This is a genomic window from Agrobacterium sp. 5Ca39, from assembly GCF_055382365.1.
In genome coordinates, this window is record NZ_AP026437.1 from 939,429 (window position 1) to 954,467 (window position 15,039).

The window sequence follows — 15,039 nt, forward strand, 5'->3', positions numbered from 1 at the left end:
TGAATCTCGGGCCAAGCCAGAGCATGACATCGTGCATCAGGAAATATCCACAATATATTGAAATATTGTGGATATCTTACATCACCATGTCTTGCGCAGGGTAACCGAAAACGCCCTGCCTGGATTGTAGAAGTCTGCTCCGAAACCGCCATAAGAAACGTGTTTTTCGTTGAAAAGGTTGGAGACATTGACATCCAGCGAGGCGGTTTCCTGGATCTTGTAGCTGAATGCCGCATCCACGGTCACACTGCTTCCGGTTTCGACCTTGTTGGCGTTGTCGAAATAATAGGCGCCGGTATAGCGGCCGCCGAGACCGAACGTCATGTCACCGAAATGGTCGTTGCCCGCAAGCGTATAGCTGACCCATAGTGAGGCCTGATGTTCGGGCACAAACTGCGGCCTGTTGCCGACATTGCCGCCAGTGCCGTTTTCGGTGATTTCCGCATCGAGATAGGAATAGGCTGCCGTCAGGCTCAAATTGTCTGTGACCTCAGCCTTGGCCTCGAGGTCAAGACCACGCACACGCACCTCGCCGATCGTTGTGGGCAGGCTGGTAATCGGGCTTGTGACGGTGATGTTGTTCTTTTTCAGATCGTAGATCGAGGCGGTGAAGAGAGCCGGAAAAGCGTCCGGCCTGTACTTCACGCCGAGTTCGATCTGTTCGCCGCGCTCCGGCTCGACGGTGAGACCGGACGCGGGCACAACCGATTCAGCATAGCTGATATAGGGCGCGATCTCGTTGGTTATCTTATAGGACACACCGATGCGCTTCGTGAGTTCGCTGATGTCGCCGCTCGCCGTCGTGCGGTTCAGCCGGTTTGTCTGGTCGGTGTCGATCCAGTCGTTTCTAAGGCCGGCGCTGATGGTGAGCCTGTCGAAGAAGGTCAGGTCCTGCTGCAGATAGAGCGCTCTCGTCTTCTGGTCAGTCAGGGAGTCCGCATAGAGCGGCACGGAAGAGGGCGCGCCGGTATAGATCGGGTTCATCCAGTTGATGCCCGGTGCAGCGCCAAAGTAGCTTTTGCTGCCGGAGGTGTAGTCATTATAGAAAACACCGACCAGGCTGCGGCTTTCGACGTTGTCGAACCGCGTGTCATATTGCAGGCGCGTGTCGATCAGGAAGTTTTCGGTCTCGGTATCGTTGCCGAAATAGGAACGATTGGCGATGGTCGAACCGTTGGTCGGCGTCGACGATATATACGCGTATCCAAAGTCCGTATTCGCCTTGCTGTAGCGGGCGTTGGAACTCAGCGTCAGACCGGACCCGAAATCGTGATCGAACATCACGCTCAGCGAGTTGCGGTTCGTGCCGCGATAATTGTAGTCGGGTTCGCCGAAGAAGCGGCTCCGATCGAAATGCGAGCCGACGGGATGGCCGCCGCCGCCGGGAACGCCATCCTTGTTAAGATGGTCGTAAACGACAGTGAGGCTGGTGGCGTCGGTCGGACGCCAGGTAAGGCCGCCCATGAAGAATTTCTCATCGTCGCGGGAATAGTCATATTCCGCATCGGCGTTGCGAAGCTTGCCAGTCAGACGATAGGACAGAGTGTCGTCGCCGGTGATGTTGTCGCCGAAATCGAAGCCGGTCTCGGCGCGGCCATAAGAACCGCCGGTCACATAAGCTTCGCCGAAACGCGCATGTTTCGGCACTTTTGTGGAGTAATTTACCGAACCACCGGGGTCCGAAACACCGAAGGTCGTGGAGTTGCCGCCCTTTAAGACTTCGACGCGCTCATAGGCATAGGTTTCTTCGCGCAGCGCGCCGAAGGGGCGGCCGAGCGTGAGGCCGTCGCGGTACATGTAAGCGTCGAAACCGCGGATCTTGAAATAGTCGAAACGGTCGTCGGATCCATAAAAATCCGTGGTGACGCCGGCGGTATATTGCAGTGCTTCTTCTACCGTCTGCACGCCGCGCTCCTGCATTTCCTTGGCGGTGATGACAGAGACAGAGGCCGGTGTGTCGAAAATATCGGTCGCCATCCTGCTGCCGCTCGTCGTGCGGTTGGCGACGATGGATTTCTGATCATTGTCACCGCTGTCGATGGTGATGGTCTCCAGAACCGTGCTTCCGCCTGTGTTGGCAGCCTCCTGCGCCATGAGAAGGCCGGGCATGGATGCGGCAAGCGCCGTGCAGGCCAGCAGGGCCGCTTTCCCGTGGAGATGTCGCGCGGTTTTGCGGTTTCTGCCTTGGATGTCGATATTCATTGGTAGGTTCCAGAAATTAATGCCCCGATCGCCGTTTTCACGGACCACTCTCGATGCGCCCAATAACTTGAGAAAGTTTGTCCGGTATTGTAGATTTTTGCGGTTTTGTACAAAACCCCGGAAATTTCACCGCTGTTGCGGCAGCATTTACTTCTCAGACTTGACGGGGGCAATTGAAGCTGAGAGTTCAAGTCCACTTTTGAACTTTGAAAGCCTCGCTCATGCCCCGCCTGTTTTGTGGTCTTCTACCGGTCTTCGTGTTTTTTCTGTCCGTAATCGCACAGAATATCGCTGTGGCGGAGGAGACGGCACCCTATCCCGTCATCATCAAACACGCGTTCGGCACGACGACGATTGCGAAGAAGCCCGAGCGGGTCGCTACCGTCGCCTGGGCCAACCATGAAGTGCCGCTGGCGCTTGGCATCGTGCCCGTCGGTTTTGCCGCCGCCAACTTCGGCGATGATGACGGTGACGGGCTGCTGCCCTGGGTGGCGAAACGGCTATCCGAACTAGACGCGCCAAAGCCTGTGCTGTTCGATGAGGGTGACGGCATCGATTTCGAGGCTGTGGCGGCAACGCAGCCGGATGTCATCCTCGCGGCCTATTCCGGCCTCAGCCAGTCCGACTACGACACGCTCAGCCAGATCGCGCCGGTGGTCGCTTATCCTGTCTCTCCATGGGCGACCGACTGGCGCGACATGATCCGGCTGAATAGCGCCGGTCTTGGAATGGCCGCAGAAGGGGAGGCGCTCATCAAGCGCATCGAGGGCGAAATAGCCGAGGTCGTTGCCGGACACCCGCAACTGAAGGGCAAGTCGGCCATGTTTGTCACCCATCTCGACGCCACAAATCTCAGCGTTGTCAATTTCTATACGGCCAATGATACCAGAGTGAAGTTCTTCAAAGATCTTGGCCTTGCGTCCCCCAAAAGCGTCGCGGAGGCAACGAGGCCTGGGCAATTCGCTGCCGGTATCAGCGCCGAGCGCGTCGATGCCTTCGACGATGTCGATATCATAGTGACCTATGGTAGCGAGCCGCTGCTGAATGCCATGCGCGCCGATCCGCTTCTCGCCCGGATGCCCGCCGTCTCAAACGATGCTGTCGTTATGCTGGGGCGCGATCCGCTCGGCACCGCCTCCAATCCCACACCTCTGTCGATTTCGTGGGTGTTGAAGGACTATGCCGATCTTCTGGCAAAAGCTGCGGATAAATCCTCCGGGAAATCGCAGTGACGATGTCTGGATCCGGCAAAGCGACGGCCGTGCTGCTCGCCGGACGCTCCAACCGCGTGCGATCGGCATGGCTTGGCGCGGTGCTGGCGCTTCTCTCGCTGCTTTGTGCGCTGTCCGTCGCCATCGGCACGCGTGACGTCTCATTTACGGATATTGTTGGTGGGCTCAGCGGCCGCGTGGAGACGGTTGCCGAGGCAGCGGTTGCCGTGCGTTTGCCGCGCACGCTGCTTGCTCTGCTTTCCGGGGCGGCACTCGGGCTGGCCGGTGCCATCATGCAGGGTGTCACGCGCAATCCGCTTGCCGATCCCGGTATTCTCGGTGTGAACATGGGGGCGTCGCTCGCCGTCGTCATCGGCATCGTCTGGTTCGGCATCGCCTCGGCTCATGTCTTCATCATCGTCGCAATTGCGGGGGCGGGGGTATCGGCGGTTTTCGTTTATGTTGTCGGTTCGCTCGGCCGAGGCGGGGCGACCCCGCTGAAACTCGCACTTGCGGGTGCCGCCACCTCCGTCGCCTTTTCCTCACTCGTCATCGCCGTGGTTCTGCCGCGCAGCGATATTGCCGGCGGCATCCGCTCCTGGCAGATCGGCGGCGTCGGCGGGGCGACTTTCGAGCGCATCGAGACGGTGCTGCCCTTTCTGGCCGCCGGCTTCATCATCAGCCTGCTTTCGGCGCGCAAGCTGAATTCTCTGGCGCTCGGAGATGAACTCGCGGCCGGGCTTGGCGAGAATGTTGCGATCGCCCGAGCCGTGGCGTCCTTCGGCGCCATTCTTCTGTGCGGCGCTGCCACCGCCATTTGCGGGCCGATCGGTTTTGTCGGGCTGGTGGTGCCGCATCTCTGCCGTCTGCTCGTCGGTGTGGACAATCGCTGGCTTTTGCCATTCTCGGCGCTTGGCGGGGCGTGCCTGCTGCTTGCCGGCGATATTGTCGGGCGCATCGTGGCGCGGCCGTCCGAACTCGATGTCGGCATTGTCACCGCCCTTGTCGGTGCGCCTTTCTTCATCTGGATTGTCAGACGCCAGAGGGTGCGTGAATTGTGACCATCTACGCTCCCGTCATCGAAAATCTCGTCTTCAATCGCCATGCCCGTCAGCGCCGGCGTCGCTGTGTCATCGCTGCCCTGTCGGCGCTTCTGATTGCCGCTTTCGCAACGACGCTGATGCTCGGGCAATCCTTCACGCCGCCCGGCGATGTCATTCGCGTTCTGCTGGGGGAGGACATTGCCGGCGTCACCTTCACCGTCGGGCAGTTGCGCCTGCCGCGCGCGCTGCTTTCCGTTCTGGCAGGCTTGAGCTTCGGGCTTGGCGGCGTCGCCTTCCAGATCATGCTGCGTAACCCGCTCGCCAGCCCCGATATTATCGGCATCAGTTCCGGGGCGAGCGCGGCAGCCGTTTTCGCCATCGTCGTCCTGCAGATGAACGGGCCGCTGGTCTCGGTCTTCGCCGTCGCGGCCGGTCTTGGCGTCGCGCTCCTCGTCTATCTCCTGTCCTTCCGCAACGGCGTGGCCGGAACGCGGCTGATCCTCGTCGGCATCGGCGTTTCAGCGATGCTGGAAAGCTTCATCGCCTATATCCTCTCCGTTGCGCCGGCATGGACGTTGCAGGAGGCGATGCGCTGGCTGACCGGCAGCGTCAACGGCGCCAAACTTGCCCAGACACTGCCGCTTGCCATCGCGCTGGTTTTCTTCGGCGGCCTGCTTCTCAGCCGTGCGCGGGATCTCGAGACGCTCAGGCTCGGTGATGACGCCGCCGCAGCACTCGGCGTTCGGGTGGGAGCGACACGCATCATCGTCATCGTCGCAGCCGTTGGCATGATCGCCTTTGCTACGGCTGTCTCGGGGCCGATCGCCTTCGTTGCGTTCCTGTCTGGACCAATTGCAGCGCGTATCGTTGGCAGCAATGGATCGCTGCTCCTTCCTGCGGCGCTGGTTGGGGCGGCGCTGGTGCTGGTGGGCGATTATTGTGGCCAGTTCCTGTTGCCGGGCCGCTATCCGGTCGGCGTCGTTACCGGCGCGCTCGGTGCGCCCTATCTGATTTATCTGATCGTGCGGGTCAACCGCAGCGGAGGCTCGTTATGACCGGCCACTCCCTTTCCGTGAACGGCCTGTCGGCCGGCTACGGCGAAAACCTCATCATCGAAGGGCTGGATCTCGCCGTTCCGCGCGGGAGGATCACCGTGATCGTCGGCGCCAATGCCTGCGGCAAGTCCACTCTGCTGCGCAGCATGTCGCGGCTCATTGCGCCGCGCGCCGGTCAGGTTCTGCTCGATGGGAAATCGATCCATCGCCTGCCTTCCCGGGAGCTGGCTCAACGGATGGGTCTCCTGCCGCAATCGCCGATAGCGCCTGAAGGTATCGTGGTTGCCGATCTTGTCAGCCGTGGGCGACATCCGCATCACGGCCTGTTCGCACGCTGGGCACGTGAGGATGACGAAGCGGTTGCCGCAGCACTCGTCGCCACCGACACGGTCGAGCTTGCCGAGCGGCCGGTGGATGAATTATCGGGCGGTCAGCGGCAACGCGTGTGGATCGCCATGGCGCTTGCCCAGCAGACCGACATATTGCTCTTGGATGAGCCGACGACCTTCCTCGATATCAGCCATCAGGTCGAGGTGCTGGACCTTCTCACAGACCTCAACCAGTCGCGTGAGACCACCATCGTCATGGTCTTGCACGATCTTAATCTCGCAGCCCGTTATGCCGATCATTTCGTCGCCATGAGGGACGGAAAGCTGCATGGCTTCGGCACCCCGGAAGACGTGTTGACGGAAGAAAATGTCCGCCACGTTTTTGGTATTGAAAGCCGTGTCATCACGGATCCGACATCGGGCAAACCGATGATGCTGCCGATCGGGCGGCATCGGACCGTGCAGAGCACGCAATAACGTATCTCTTTGAGATACGGTTTCGTTGACTTCTGCGCGTATCTATTTATGATACGAACATCAAGAGGCAGGCGATGATCCGTTCTTTCAAAAACAAGCTGACTGCTTCGATTGACGACGGATCTGTGAAGAAGGGATTTCCCTCCGATATGCTACGCCGCGCCCAGCAACTGCTCACGGTCCTGGATGCGGCGACTACGGTTGAAGACCTTCGGTCACCGCCCGGTAATCGTTTGGAAAAGCTTTCCGGCGACCGTGAGGGACAATATTCGATCCGGATCAACAAGCAGTGGCGCATCTGCTTCGTCTGGACGCAAGCAGGACCGGAAAACGTGGAAATAACCGACTATCACTAGTCGGTTATTCTCGTGGAAAGGCTCATGACAAATCGGCCAAGGAGGGCCAGCGAGCATGACAATCAGTAAATCGCCTCCGATCCATCCGGGCGAAATCCTGCGGGAACTCTATCTTGAGCCGCTGGGGATGTCGGCATACGCGCTCGCAAGGCACCTCAATGTTCCGCGCACCCGCATAGAACGGATTGCGGGAGAGAAACTTGGTATCACCGCGGACACCGCCTTGCGTCTGGCAAAGTTTTTCAAGACCACCCCGGAATATTGGCTGAACTTGCAGAACGCTTTTGACATTAAGGCGGCTGCAACGAGGCTGGAAACGGACCTTGCGAATATCAAGGAATTGGAAGCCGCGTAGTTGTCAGCCTCCTGTCCCGTCACGGCCAGGCCGCATAGGATGGCGGCGGCATGTTCTGCTTCTGCCTTGCCGTTCTTCTGAAACGGCCGGGAGAGGTCCCCTCGTTGCGGGTGAAGAAGCGATTGAAGTAGCCGGGGTCCTGAAAACCCAATCGAAACGCGATTTCAGCGACTTGCAGCGAAGAGTTCAGAAGAAGGTCGCGCGCCTCTGACAGGAGTTCCCGGTGGATATAGGCCTGTGGCGAAAGCCCCGTGGCCTTGCGGACCGCAAATCCCAGTCGCTCGCGGGTAACGCCGAGATGGTGTGCATAATCTTCGACGGCCCATTGATCGTGCTTGTGCTGGCTCACCAGAAGGACGAAACGTTCGGTGAGGCCGCCCGGGGTGGAGACGGCGGCGGCAATATCGGCGATGGCGTGATGGCAGATGCGGACAAGAGTGACGCAGAGCAGGTTGGCGATGATCGTGTCGGAACCGGTCGTTGCGCGGACATTTTCGCTCGCGATTGTCTGGAGATAAGCCTCCAGTTCCTTTTGGTCCTGTTCTTCGGGCGTCTGTACCAGAATACGCTGCAGTATCGCGCGTACGGCGCTTGCGCTCGTGCCCGTCGGCATCGCGTGAGCCAGCCCGATTTCGGTTGTCGTCAACAGCGATCCGCGGCTTCCGGCGCTCAGTCTCACGCGGCCTGCTGGCCCTATGGGCAGCCAGATGAGCCCCGGCGAAGGGGCATCCAGCCTCTTTTCGCCCTGCGTGATCTCCGCTTCCCCGATAGAAAGCAAAAGAAGATGGGCGCTGTCTGATTCCAGCCGGAACTCCGATACGCGCAGCGAGGAGGCGAAGGAGCGTGCCGTGATCTCCACGCGATTGGCGGCAAACTGGCTGTGCAGCGGCATTCAAACTCCAAAAGTGCAATAATGCACTACACTAGTGCATTTTATATGCGACTGTCATTGCTAAACTTTGATCAGCGCGCGGGGAGTCTTGAGGAGAAGGGCTGCCCGATCGAGCGCTTTGGGAGGAACATCATGAACAATTTGAAGCGCAGAACACTGTTCTGCCTGCTCTCCGGTGCTGCCCTGTCGGCAGTGTCTTTCAATCACGCCACTGCGCAGGACCGCACTTCGGTAAAGATTGGCTATGCCGTGTCAAAAAGCGGCGCCAATGCCACCGGCGCGGGTATCACGACCATTCCGAACTACAAATTATGGGTGAAGGAGGTCAACGATGCCGGCGGCCTCACGCTGCCCGATGGCAAGCGCTTGCCAGTTGACGTGGTCGAATATGACGACCGTTCCTCGGCCGAGGACGCGGTGCGGTTCACCGAGCGGCTGGCCAGCCAGGACAAGGTGGATTTCATCCTGCCGCCCTGGGGCACGGGATTTAATCTGGCGGTTGCGCCGCTTTATGACCGTTTCGGTTATCCGCAGCTCGCGGTCACCGGCGTCACCGACAAGGCGCCCGATTTCGCCGCGCGCTGGAAGAAGAGCTTCTGGATGCTGGGCGGGGGGCACGACTATGCCAATGCACTGGCCGATGTTTTGAAAGCCGCCCGCGAAGCAGGCCAGATCAATGACAAGGTGGCCGTGATATCTGTCGCGGACGGTTTCGGCATCGATCTCATAAAGGCTGCGCGACCCGCGCTGAAGGAAGCGGGTTTTACGCTTGCTTATGACAAGACCTATCCGGTCGGCACCTCCGATTTTGCCGCGCTTGTGAACGAGGCCGCGGCAAGCGGTGCGGACAGTTTCATCGCCTTCTCCTACCCGCCGGACAGTTTCGCGGTAACGAAGCAGGCGCAGACTGCACGATATAATCCGAAGGTGTTCTACGTCGGTGTCGGCGGTGCTTTCCCGATTTTCCCGAAAGTTTCCGATGGCAAGCAGGAAGGCGTCATCAGCATCGGCGGCGTCGATGGCAGCAGCGACAGGATCGAGGATTATTTCAAGCGTCACGAAGCTTTCATCGGCACCAAGCCGGACAGCTGGGCAAGCGCCATCACCTATGCGAGCCTCGAAATGCTGGCCCAGTCAATCCAGCGTGTCGGTCTCGACAAGGCGGCGGTGGCAGGCGAGCTTTCGACGGGAAGCTTCGACACCGTTATCGGCCCGGTCAAACTTGAAGACAACCAGCTTCGTCAGCTGTGGTGGGCGGGGCAATGGCAGAGCGAGCGTTTTGTGGCGATTGCACCTGCGGATCGTCCCGGTGCGGCCAAACCCGTGGTCCCGAAGCCGCAATGGTAAGCCCTTTCCGGCCGGGACCCGTGAACCCGGCCGGAAGGCTTCGGCCATGTTCCAGACTGGAGACATTTCCTTGTTCTTATCCACCCTCATCTTCGGCTTGATGCTGGGAGGGACCTATGCGCTGATCGCGCTTGGACTTTCGCTGCAATATGGCATCGCTCGCATCATGAACCTCGCTTATGGCGAAGTGCTGATCGCGGCGGCCTTCATCACCTTCGTTCTGTTTTCCGGTTACGGCCTTTCGCCGCTCTGGTCGCTTTTCATCATCGTGCCGCTCGGTTACGCCCTGTCTTTCGTGATCTACCGGGTCATGATGCGGCCGCTGGTGCGCCGTTCAGGCGGCTCCGGCCGTCTGGAAGTCGATTCGATTCTGGCAACCTTCGGACTGCTCTTCGTTATTCAGGGCATCATGCTCGTGGCGTTCGGCGGCAACTACCATTCTTATTCCTATCTCGCCGATGGTGTTGATATCTTCGGCACGACGGTGGCACTGAACCGGCTTCTGTCTTTCGGCTTGTCGGTCCTGATTGGTGGTGGGCTTTATCTGGCGCTCACCCGCAGCCGCTGGGGTCTTAACCTGCGGGCAGTGGCGCTGTCGCCCCGTTCCGCGCCGCTGGTCGGTATCGATGTGAACCGCGTGGCTTCCCTCGGCTTTGCTCTCGGTGGCGCACTCGCCGTGGCGGGCGGGGTGATGATCTCGATGTACCAGACCTTCTCCGCTTCCTATGGCGTGGTCTTCACCATGAAGGCGCTTGTCGTCGTCATCATGGGCGGTGTCGGCAATTTGCTCGGCGCGCTGGTCGCCGGCCTGCTGCTCGGCCTCGTGGAAACCTTTGTGCTGGTTTATGTCGATCCCGGCCTCACACTTGCCGCCACCTACCTGCTCTTTCTCGTGGTCCTGCTTTGGCGTCCGGAAGGCATCTTCGCAAGGAGGGGCAAATGATTCCGCTTCTGATCGGCCTCGCCGCAGCCGCGCTGCTGGCGTTTTCCCCCTTCTTCTTCGATGCCTATGGTGTCGGCGTCATCATCGGCCTTCTCGGTTATGCCACGCTTGCTTCCGCCTGGGCGATGTTCTCCGGTCCGACCCGCTATATATCGCTCGCCACCGTCGCCTTTTTCGGTGTCGGGGCCTATACGGTCGCGGTGCTGAGCGAGGTTTTGCCATGGCCGCTCGTCCTGCTGTGCTCCGCCCTTGTCGGCGCCGCGCTTGCTTTCGTCGTCGGGCTTTCCACGCTGCGCGTCGCCGGCATTTATTTCGTGATCTTTTCCTTCGGCCTCGCCGAACTCATCCGCCAGCTCATCACCTGGTATGAAGTGAATGTGACCGGAACGCTAGGGCGCTATATCTTCCTGCCGCTGGAGCCGCAGCATGTCCTCTGGCAATTGCTGGTGCTGGCCGCCGTTACTCTTGTCCTGTCGACGCTCATCGACCGCAGCAAGCTCGGCCTGGCGCTGAAGGCGATCGGCGATGATGAGGTGGTGGCCGCCCATGCAGGAATTAATCTTGCCCGCACCAAGCTGACGCTCTTCGTGCTGTCCGCCACCATCATCACGCTTGTTGGCGCCATCCAGGCCCCGCGCTGGGTCTATATCGAGCCGGCCATCGTCTTCAATCCTCAGGTTTCCTTCCTCACCGTGATCATGGCCCTGCTTGGCGGAGCCGCGCGCCGCTGGGGACCCATCCTCGGTGCTGTGCCGCTGTTCCTGCTGTTCGAATGGCTGGGCGCCAATTTCCCCAACCATTTTTCCATCATTCTCGGCGCTCTCTTCATCCTCATCGTCTTCGTGTTGCCGGACGGCGTGCTGGCGGCGCTGGAGAAGTTGCGCAAAAAGGAGAAGACGGCATGAGCACCGTTCTCGAAATTGCTGATATCCGCAAGACCTTCGGCGGGCTGAAGGCAGTGGATGGTCTGGGCCTGACTATCAAGGCCGGCGAGGTCGTGGGGCTGCTCGGGCCGAACGGTTCCGGAAAGACGACGCTGATGAACCTGATCTCGGGCGCGCTGAAGCCGACGGAGGGATCGATCCGGCTGGAAGGGCAGGAGATTGCCGGCCGGCGGCCGGATGCGATTGCGCGCGCTGGCGTGGCGCGCACCTTTCAGCTCGTGCGGCTTTTGCCTTCGCTCTCCCTGCTGGACAATGTCGCGGTTTCGGCCATGTTCGGGCAGCAGCGGTTGTCCCGCCCCGCGGCGGAGAAGGTCGCGCGCACCTGTCTGGAAAGAATAGGGCTCGCGGGGCGGGAAGTCATGCCGGCCGGCGATCTCACCTATATCGATCAGAAACGCCTCGAACTGGCGCGTGCGCTTGCGGGCGAACCGAAGCTTCTGCTTCTTGACGAATGGCTCGCGGGCCTCAACCCCACGGAGTTGGAGGAGGGGATCGCGCTGATCCGGCGGCTGGCATCGGAAGGAACGACCATTCTGCTGGTGGAACATATCATGGCGGCCGTGCGCGCTCTTTGCCCGCGCTCCGTGGTCATGGCGGCCGGCCGCAAGATCGCCGACGGGCCGACGGCAGCGGTGCTTGATGATCCGCAGGTCATCTCCGCCTATCTGGGAGCGCCACATGCTTGAAATAGATGCGCTAACAATCCGCTACGGCAAACATCTCGCTGTTGATGGCATATCGCTCAATGTTGCGAAGGGCGAAACAGTGGTTCTGCTTGGCGCCAATGGCGCCGGCAAGTCGTCGCTGCTGAAAGCCGTCGGCGGCATGGTTGTGCCGGCATCCGGCGAAGTGCGCGTCGACGATGCGTCGCTTGCCGCTCTCCCTCCTCATCGGATCGTGGACCGCGGCGTGGCGCTGGTGCCAGAAGGACGCGGAATTTTCGCGGCGCTGACAGTGGAGGATAATCTTCGCCTCGGCGCCAATCCCCGCCATGCCCGTTCAGCAGAAAATGTGACGCGGGAGCATATTTTCTCGCTGTTTCCGCGTCTCGCCGAACGCCGGCAGCAGCTTGCCGGCACCATGTCCGGCGGCGAACAGCAGATGGTCGCCATCGGGCGGGCGCTGATGTCGGCACCGGATTATCTGTTGCTGGACGAGCCGAGCCTTGGCCTTGCGCCCATCGTTACGCAGGAACTTTTCGCCGCCTTGGCGGAGATCAAGAAGACCGGCCTCTCCATTCTGCTCGTGGAGCAGAATGTGCGCGAAAGCCTCGCGCTTGCCGATCGCGGATATTTGCTGGAAGCGGGGCGTATCGTCGGGGCAGGCAAAGCTGAAGCCCTCTCTGCCGATACCGCCGTGCAACGGGCGTTTCTCGGCGGCACCACCGCCGCCATTGTCTGAATTCAGGAGGAAGACCATGCAGACTGTCAATCTTTTCATCGGTGGCGACCATTGCCCGGCCGCGAGCGGAAAGCGCTTCTCGCGTCACAATCCGATCACCGGCGACGTCGCGACCAGCGCGGCGGCGGCAACGGTGGAGGACGCTACCCGTGCGGCCGACGCTGCCGCTGCCGCCTTTCCCGTCTGGTCGGCCACATCGCCCGGCGAGCGCCGCCGCCTGCTGCTGGCGGCGGCTCAGGCGCTACTCGCCGCCGGGCCTGACATTACCCAGGCGATGAAGGAAGAAATCGGCGCGACCGATGCCTGGGCTGGTTTCAATGTGAAGCTCGCAAGCGATATGCTGGTGGAGGCCGCAAGCCTGACCACCCAGATCAAGGGCGAGATCATTCCCTCCAACCGTCCCGGCACCATGGCGATGGCGCTGCGCCAGCCGGCGGGCGTTGTGCTGTCCATCGCGCCGTGGAATGCGCCGGTCATTCTCGGCGTACGTTCCATCGCCACGCCGCTCGCCTGCGGCAACACGGTTGTGATGAAGACTTCGGAGCTTTGCCCTCGTACCCATGCGCTGATCATCGAGGCGGTGGCGTCGGCAGGTCTGCCGAAGGGCGTGCTCAATGCCGTCTCCAATGCGCCGGAGGATGCAGCAAAGATCGTCGACACGCTGATTGCGCACTCCGCTGTCAGACGCGTCAACTTCACCGGGTCAACCCGCGTTGGCCGCGTGATTGCCGAAACGGCCGGCCGTTACCTGAAACCGGCGCTGCTTGAACTCGGCGGCAAAGCGCCGTTCATCGTGCTTGATGATGCCGATATCGACGCCGCTGTAGCGGCGGCCGCCTTCGGCGCCTACATGAACCAGGGCCAGATCTGCATGTCGACGGAGCGCATCATCGTGCTCGACAGCGTTGCCGATACATTCGTGCAGGCCTTCGCCAAAAAAGCGTCCAACCTCACGGCCGGAGACCCACGCGAGGGAAAAACACCGCTAGGCTCGCTGGTCAGCGCCGAAGCGACGTCACGCATAAGGGCGCTGGTGGACGACGCCGTGTCCAAAGGCGCAAAGCTGGTCGCGGGTGGTGGCGGCACCGGCACCATGCTGGATGCGATCGCCATCGATGGCGTCACTCCCGCCATGCGGCTTTATTCCGAGGAAAGTTTCGGTCCGATCGTTTCCATCATCAGGGCCGGCAGCGTCGATGAGGCGGTAAGCATAGCCAATGAAACAGAGTTTGGTCTTTCCGCCGCGATTTTCGGCAGGGACCAGGCGCGGGCGCTTGCCATTGCCGCGCGGATCGAAAGCGGCATATGCCACATCAACGGGCCGACTGTTCACGATGAGGCGCAGATGCCTTTCGGCGGGGTCAAGGCCTCCGGTTACGGCCGCTTCGGCGGCACGGCGGGCATTGCGGAATTCACCGAATTACGCTGGGTCACGCTGCAGGACGGGCCGCTGCATTATCCGATCTGAACCGGACGCCGGGGGCGGCTGCGGCGGCCTCACCGCCGCTCGTCGATCAGCCAGCCGGTGAGTTTTCTCACCGCGCTGTCGCTGCTTTTCGGCCGCATCAACCAGTAGCCGCGCCCCGGTGCATCGAGGCTAGGGCCTGCCGTGACCAGTACGCCAGCCTCGAGCAGTGGATCGACGAGCCCGGCCCAGCCGAGCGCAAAGCCCTGTTCTCCGGTGGTCGCCTGAACCACCATGGTGTAATTGTTGAAGCTGATGTCGCCGCCGTCGTTTTCGGGGCCTCTCTGAACGCCGAAATGCTTGAAATAGGAAGGCCAGTCGAACCAGTGCGCTGATGAGGTATTTTCGAGGTGGATGAGTTTCCGCCGTGAAAAATCAGCAACGCCTGCGGGCGCTGGCGTTGCTGCCAGAAACGCAGGTGAACAGACCGGCGTGACTTTTTCCGAAAGCAGCAGTACGGCCCCGTCACCCGCCTCCTGCCGGGTGCCGAAAATGATCATCACGTCGCTGTCATGCTTGCCCTGACCCAACGGGTCCTGCGTGGCAACGATCTGGATGTTGATGTCAGGGTTGAGCGCTCGAAATCCGTGCATCCGCGGAATGAGCCACAATGACGAAAAGGCATAGTCCGTATGCAGGCGGATGGTCTGGCGTTCCTCCGTCCGCCGAAGCTGCTGCGCGAGGAGATCAATGGCATCGACATTACGGGAGACGATCTCGAACAGCCTTTGTCCCTCTGCCGTCAGATCGATGCCGCGATGTTTGCGGCGGATGAGCGCCACCCCAAGCTCCTCTTCGAGCCTGCGCATCTGATAGCTGACGGCAGGCTGGGTGAGCCGCAGGGAGCCCGCCGCCGCCGTCAGGCTGCCCTGGCGGGCAACCTCGGTAAAGATGCGCATCCATCCGAGATCGAGCGGCCGGTCTGACATTAAATTTCCTTATATCACTTATCGAAAAATACCCGCTTCACAGGCAAAAACAATGTGGTGTTCAATAAACTGGACTAATACAAGGGGAGC

At 60.7% G+C, this 15,039-nt stretch carries 15 protein-coding genes; 12 read left to right on the forward strand and 3 right to left on the reverse strand.

The genetic code is table 11. The annotated features are described in order from the left end of the window. Positions 1 to 81: 81 nt before the first annotated feature. Complete coding sequence (locus ACZ47E_RS17980) at positions 82 to 2,202, reverse strand: TonB-dependent siderophore receptor (RefSeq protein ID WP_112766388.1); 2,121 nt, start codon at positions 2,200 to 2,202, stop codon at positions 82 to 84. Between the two features lie 221 nt (positions 2,203 to 2,423). Between ACZ47E_RS17980 and ACZ47E_RS17985 the strand changes: the two genes are divergently transcribed. From ACZ47E_RS17985 to ACZ47E_RS18010, 6 genes are all read left to right on the forward strand, one after another. Further along, complete coding sequence (locus ACZ47E_RS17985) at positions 2,424 to 3,434, forward strand: iron-siderophore ABC transporter substrate-binding protein (RefSeq protein WP_112766389.1); 1,011 nt, start codon at positions 2,424 to 2,426, stop codon at positions 3,432 to 3,434. Between the two features lie 2 nt (positions 3,435 to 3,436). After that, entirely contained in the window at positions 3,437 to 4,474 is a 1,038-nt protein-coding gene (locus ACZ47E_RS17990) for a FecCD family ABC transporter permease (protein ID WP_464017191.1), read from the forward strand. Beyond that, the gene (locus ACZ47E_RS17995; RefSeq protein ID WP_112766391.1) at positions 4,471 to 5,511 is read left to right on the forward strand and encodes a FecCD family ABC transporter permease; all 1,041 of its coding nucleotides are present in this window, start codon (positions 4,471 to 4,473) and stop codon (positions 5,509 to 5,511) included. The genes ACZ47E_RS17990 and ACZ47E_RS17995 overlap by 4 nt, the downstream gene beginning before the upstream one ends. Beyond that, positions 5,508 to 6,317, forward strand: coding sequence for an ABC transporter ATP-binding protein (locus ACZ47E_RS18000; RefSeq protein ID WP_112766392.1), 810 nt, complete (start codon positions 5,508 to 5,510; stop codon positions 6,315 to 6,317). Before ACZ47E_RS17995 ends, ACZ47E_RS18000 begins: the two co-directional genes overlap by 4 nt. A gap of 74 nt (positions 6,318 to 6,391) precedes the next feature. After that, on the forward strand, positions 6,392 to 6,673 hold the full coding sequence (locus ACZ47E_RS18005) for a type II toxin-antitoxin system RelE/ParE family toxin (protein ID WP_045533913.1): 282 nt from the start codon (positions 6,392 to 6,394) through the stop codon (positions 6,671 to 6,673). A gap of 55 nt (positions 6,674 to 6,728) precedes the next feature. Then, entirely contained in the window at positions 6,729 to 7,028 is a 300-nt protein-coding gene (locus ACZ47E_RS18010; RefSeq protein ID WP_112766393.1) for a HigA family addiction module antitoxin, read from the forward strand. Between the two features lie 19 nt (positions 7,029 to 7,047). Here the strand turns inward: ACZ47E_RS18010 and ACZ47E_RS18015 are convergent, their stop codons facing one another. Next, positions 7,048 to 7,920, reverse strand: a complete 873-nt coding sequence (locus ACZ47E_RS18015) for a helix-turn-helix transcriptional regulator (RefSeq protein ID WP_112766394.1) — start codon at positions 7,918 to 7,920, stop codon at positions 7,048 to 7,050. Positions 7,921 to 8,052: 132 nt separating this feature from the next. Here ACZ47E_RS18015 and ACZ47E_RS18020 point away from each other — a divergent pair, with 132 nt between their 5' ends. From ACZ47E_RS18020 to ACZ47E_RS18045, 6 genes are all read left to right on the forward strand, one after another. Continuing rightward, positions 8,053 to 9,267, forward strand: coding sequence for an amino acid ABC transporter substrate-binding protein (locus ACZ47E_RS18020; RefSeq protein ID WP_112766395.1), 1,215 nt, complete (start codon positions 8,053 to 8,055; stop codon positions 9,265 to 9,267). A gap of 70 nt (positions 9,268 to 9,337) precedes the next feature. Further along, entirely contained in the window at positions 9,338 to 10,210 is an 873-nt protein-coding gene (locus tag ACZ47E_RS18025; protein WP_112766428.1) for a branched-chain amino acid ABC transporter permease, read from the forward strand. Continuing rightward, entirely contained in the window at positions 10,207 to 11,115 is a 909-nt protein-coding gene (locus ACZ47E_RS18030) for a branched-chain amino acid ABC transporter permease (protein WP_034497968.1), read from the forward strand. Before ACZ47E_RS18025 ends, ACZ47E_RS18030 begins: the two co-directional genes overlap by 4 nt. Beyond that, positions 11,112 to 11,840, forward strand: coding sequence for an ABC transporter ATP-binding protein (locus tag ACZ47E_RS18035; protein ID WP_107340372.1), 729 nt, complete (start codon positions 11,112 to 11,114; stop codon positions 11,838 to 11,840). The genes ACZ47E_RS18030 and ACZ47E_RS18035 overlap by 4 nt, the downstream gene beginning before the upstream one ends. After that, complete coding sequence (locus ACZ47E_RS18040) at positions 11,833 to 12,555, forward strand: ABC transporter ATP-binding protein (RefSeq protein WP_112766396.1); 723 nt, start codon at positions 11,833 to 11,835, stop codon at positions 12,553 to 12,555. Before ACZ47E_RS18035 ends, ACZ47E_RS18040 begins: the two co-directional genes overlap by 8 nt. Before the next feature lie 16 nt (positions 12,556 to 12,571). After that, positions 12,572 to 14,023 carry an aldehyde dehydrogenase gene (locus ACZ47E_RS18045; RefSeq protein WP_112766397.1) on the forward strand — a complete coding sequence of 484 codons (1,452 nt, stop codon included), beginning with the start codon at positions 12,572 to 12,574 and terminating at the stop codon, positions 14,021 to 14,023. A gap of 29 nt (positions 14,024 to 14,052) precedes the next feature. Here the strand turns inward: ACZ47E_RS18045 and ACZ47E_RS18050 are convergent, their stop codons facing one another. After that, the gene (locus ACZ47E_RS18050) at positions 14,053 to 14,949 is read right to left on the reverse strand and encodes a choline sulfate utilization transcriptional regulator (RefSeq protein ID WP_464017106.1); all 897 of its coding nucleotides are present in this window, start codon (positions 14,947 to 14,949) and stop codon (positions 14,053 to 14,055) included. Positions 14,950 to 15,039: the final 90 nt, after the last annotated feature.

What these genes read in the sequence shown, in the direction of transcription:
- ACZ47E_RS17980 (WP_112766388.1), bottom strand. Translation starts at nt 2,202, where the DNA reads ATGAATATCGACATCCAAGGCAGAAACCGCAAAACCGCGCGACATCTC.
- ACZ47E_RS17985 (WP_112766389.1), top strand. Translation starts at nt 2,424, where the DNA reads ATGCCCCGCCTGTTTTGTGGTCTTCTACCGGTCTTCGTGTTTTTTCTG.
- ACZ47E_RS17990 (WP_464017191.1), top strand. Translation starts at nt 3,437, where the DNA reads ATGTCTGGATCCGGCAAAGCGACGGCCGTGCTGCTCGCCGGACGCTCC.
- ACZ47E_RS18000 (WP_112766392.1), top strand. Translation starts at nt 5,508, where the DNA reads ATGACCGGCCACTCCCTTTCCGTGAACGGCCTGTCGGCCGGCTACGGC.
- ACZ47E_RS18005 (WP_045533913.1), top strand. Translation starts at nt 6,392, where the DNA reads ATGATCCGTTCTTTCAAAAACAAGCTGACTGCTTCGATTGACGACGGA.
- ACZ47E_RS18010 (WP_112766393.1), top strand. Translation starts at nt 6,729, where the DNA reads ATGACAATCAGTAAATCGCCTCCGATCCATCCGGGCGAAATCCTGCGG.
- ACZ47E_RS18015 (WP_112766394.1), bottom strand. Translation starts at nt 7,920, where the DNA reads ATGCCGCTGCACAGCCAGTTTGCCGCCAATCGCGTGGAGATCACGGCA.
- ACZ47E_RS18020 (WP_112766395.1), top strand. Translation starts at nt 8,053, where the DNA reads ATGAACAATTTGAAGCGCAGAACACTGTTCTGCCTGCTCTCCGGTGCT.
- ACZ47E_RS18030 (WP_034497968.1), top strand. Translation starts at nt 10,207, where the DNA reads ATGATTCCGCTTCTGATCGGCCTCGCCGCAGCCGCGCTGCTGGCGTTT.
- ACZ47E_RS18035 (WP_107340372.1), top strand. Translation starts at nt 11,112, where the DNA reads ATGAGCACCGTTCTCGAAATTGCTGATATCCGCAAGACCTTCGGCGGG.
- ACZ47E_RS18040 (WP_112766396.1), top strand. Translation starts at nt 11,833, where the DNA reads ATGCTTGAAATAGATGCGCTAACAATCCGCTACGGCAAACATCTCGCT.
- ACZ47E_RS18045 (WP_112766397.1), top strand. Translation starts at nt 12,572, where the DNA reads ATGCAGACTGTCAATCTTTTCATCGGTGGCGACCATTGCCCGGCCGCG.
- ACZ47E_RS18050 (WP_464017106.1), bottom strand. Translation starts at nt 14,949, where the DNA reads ATGTCAGACCGGCCGCTCGATCTCGGATGGATGCGCATCTTTACCGAG.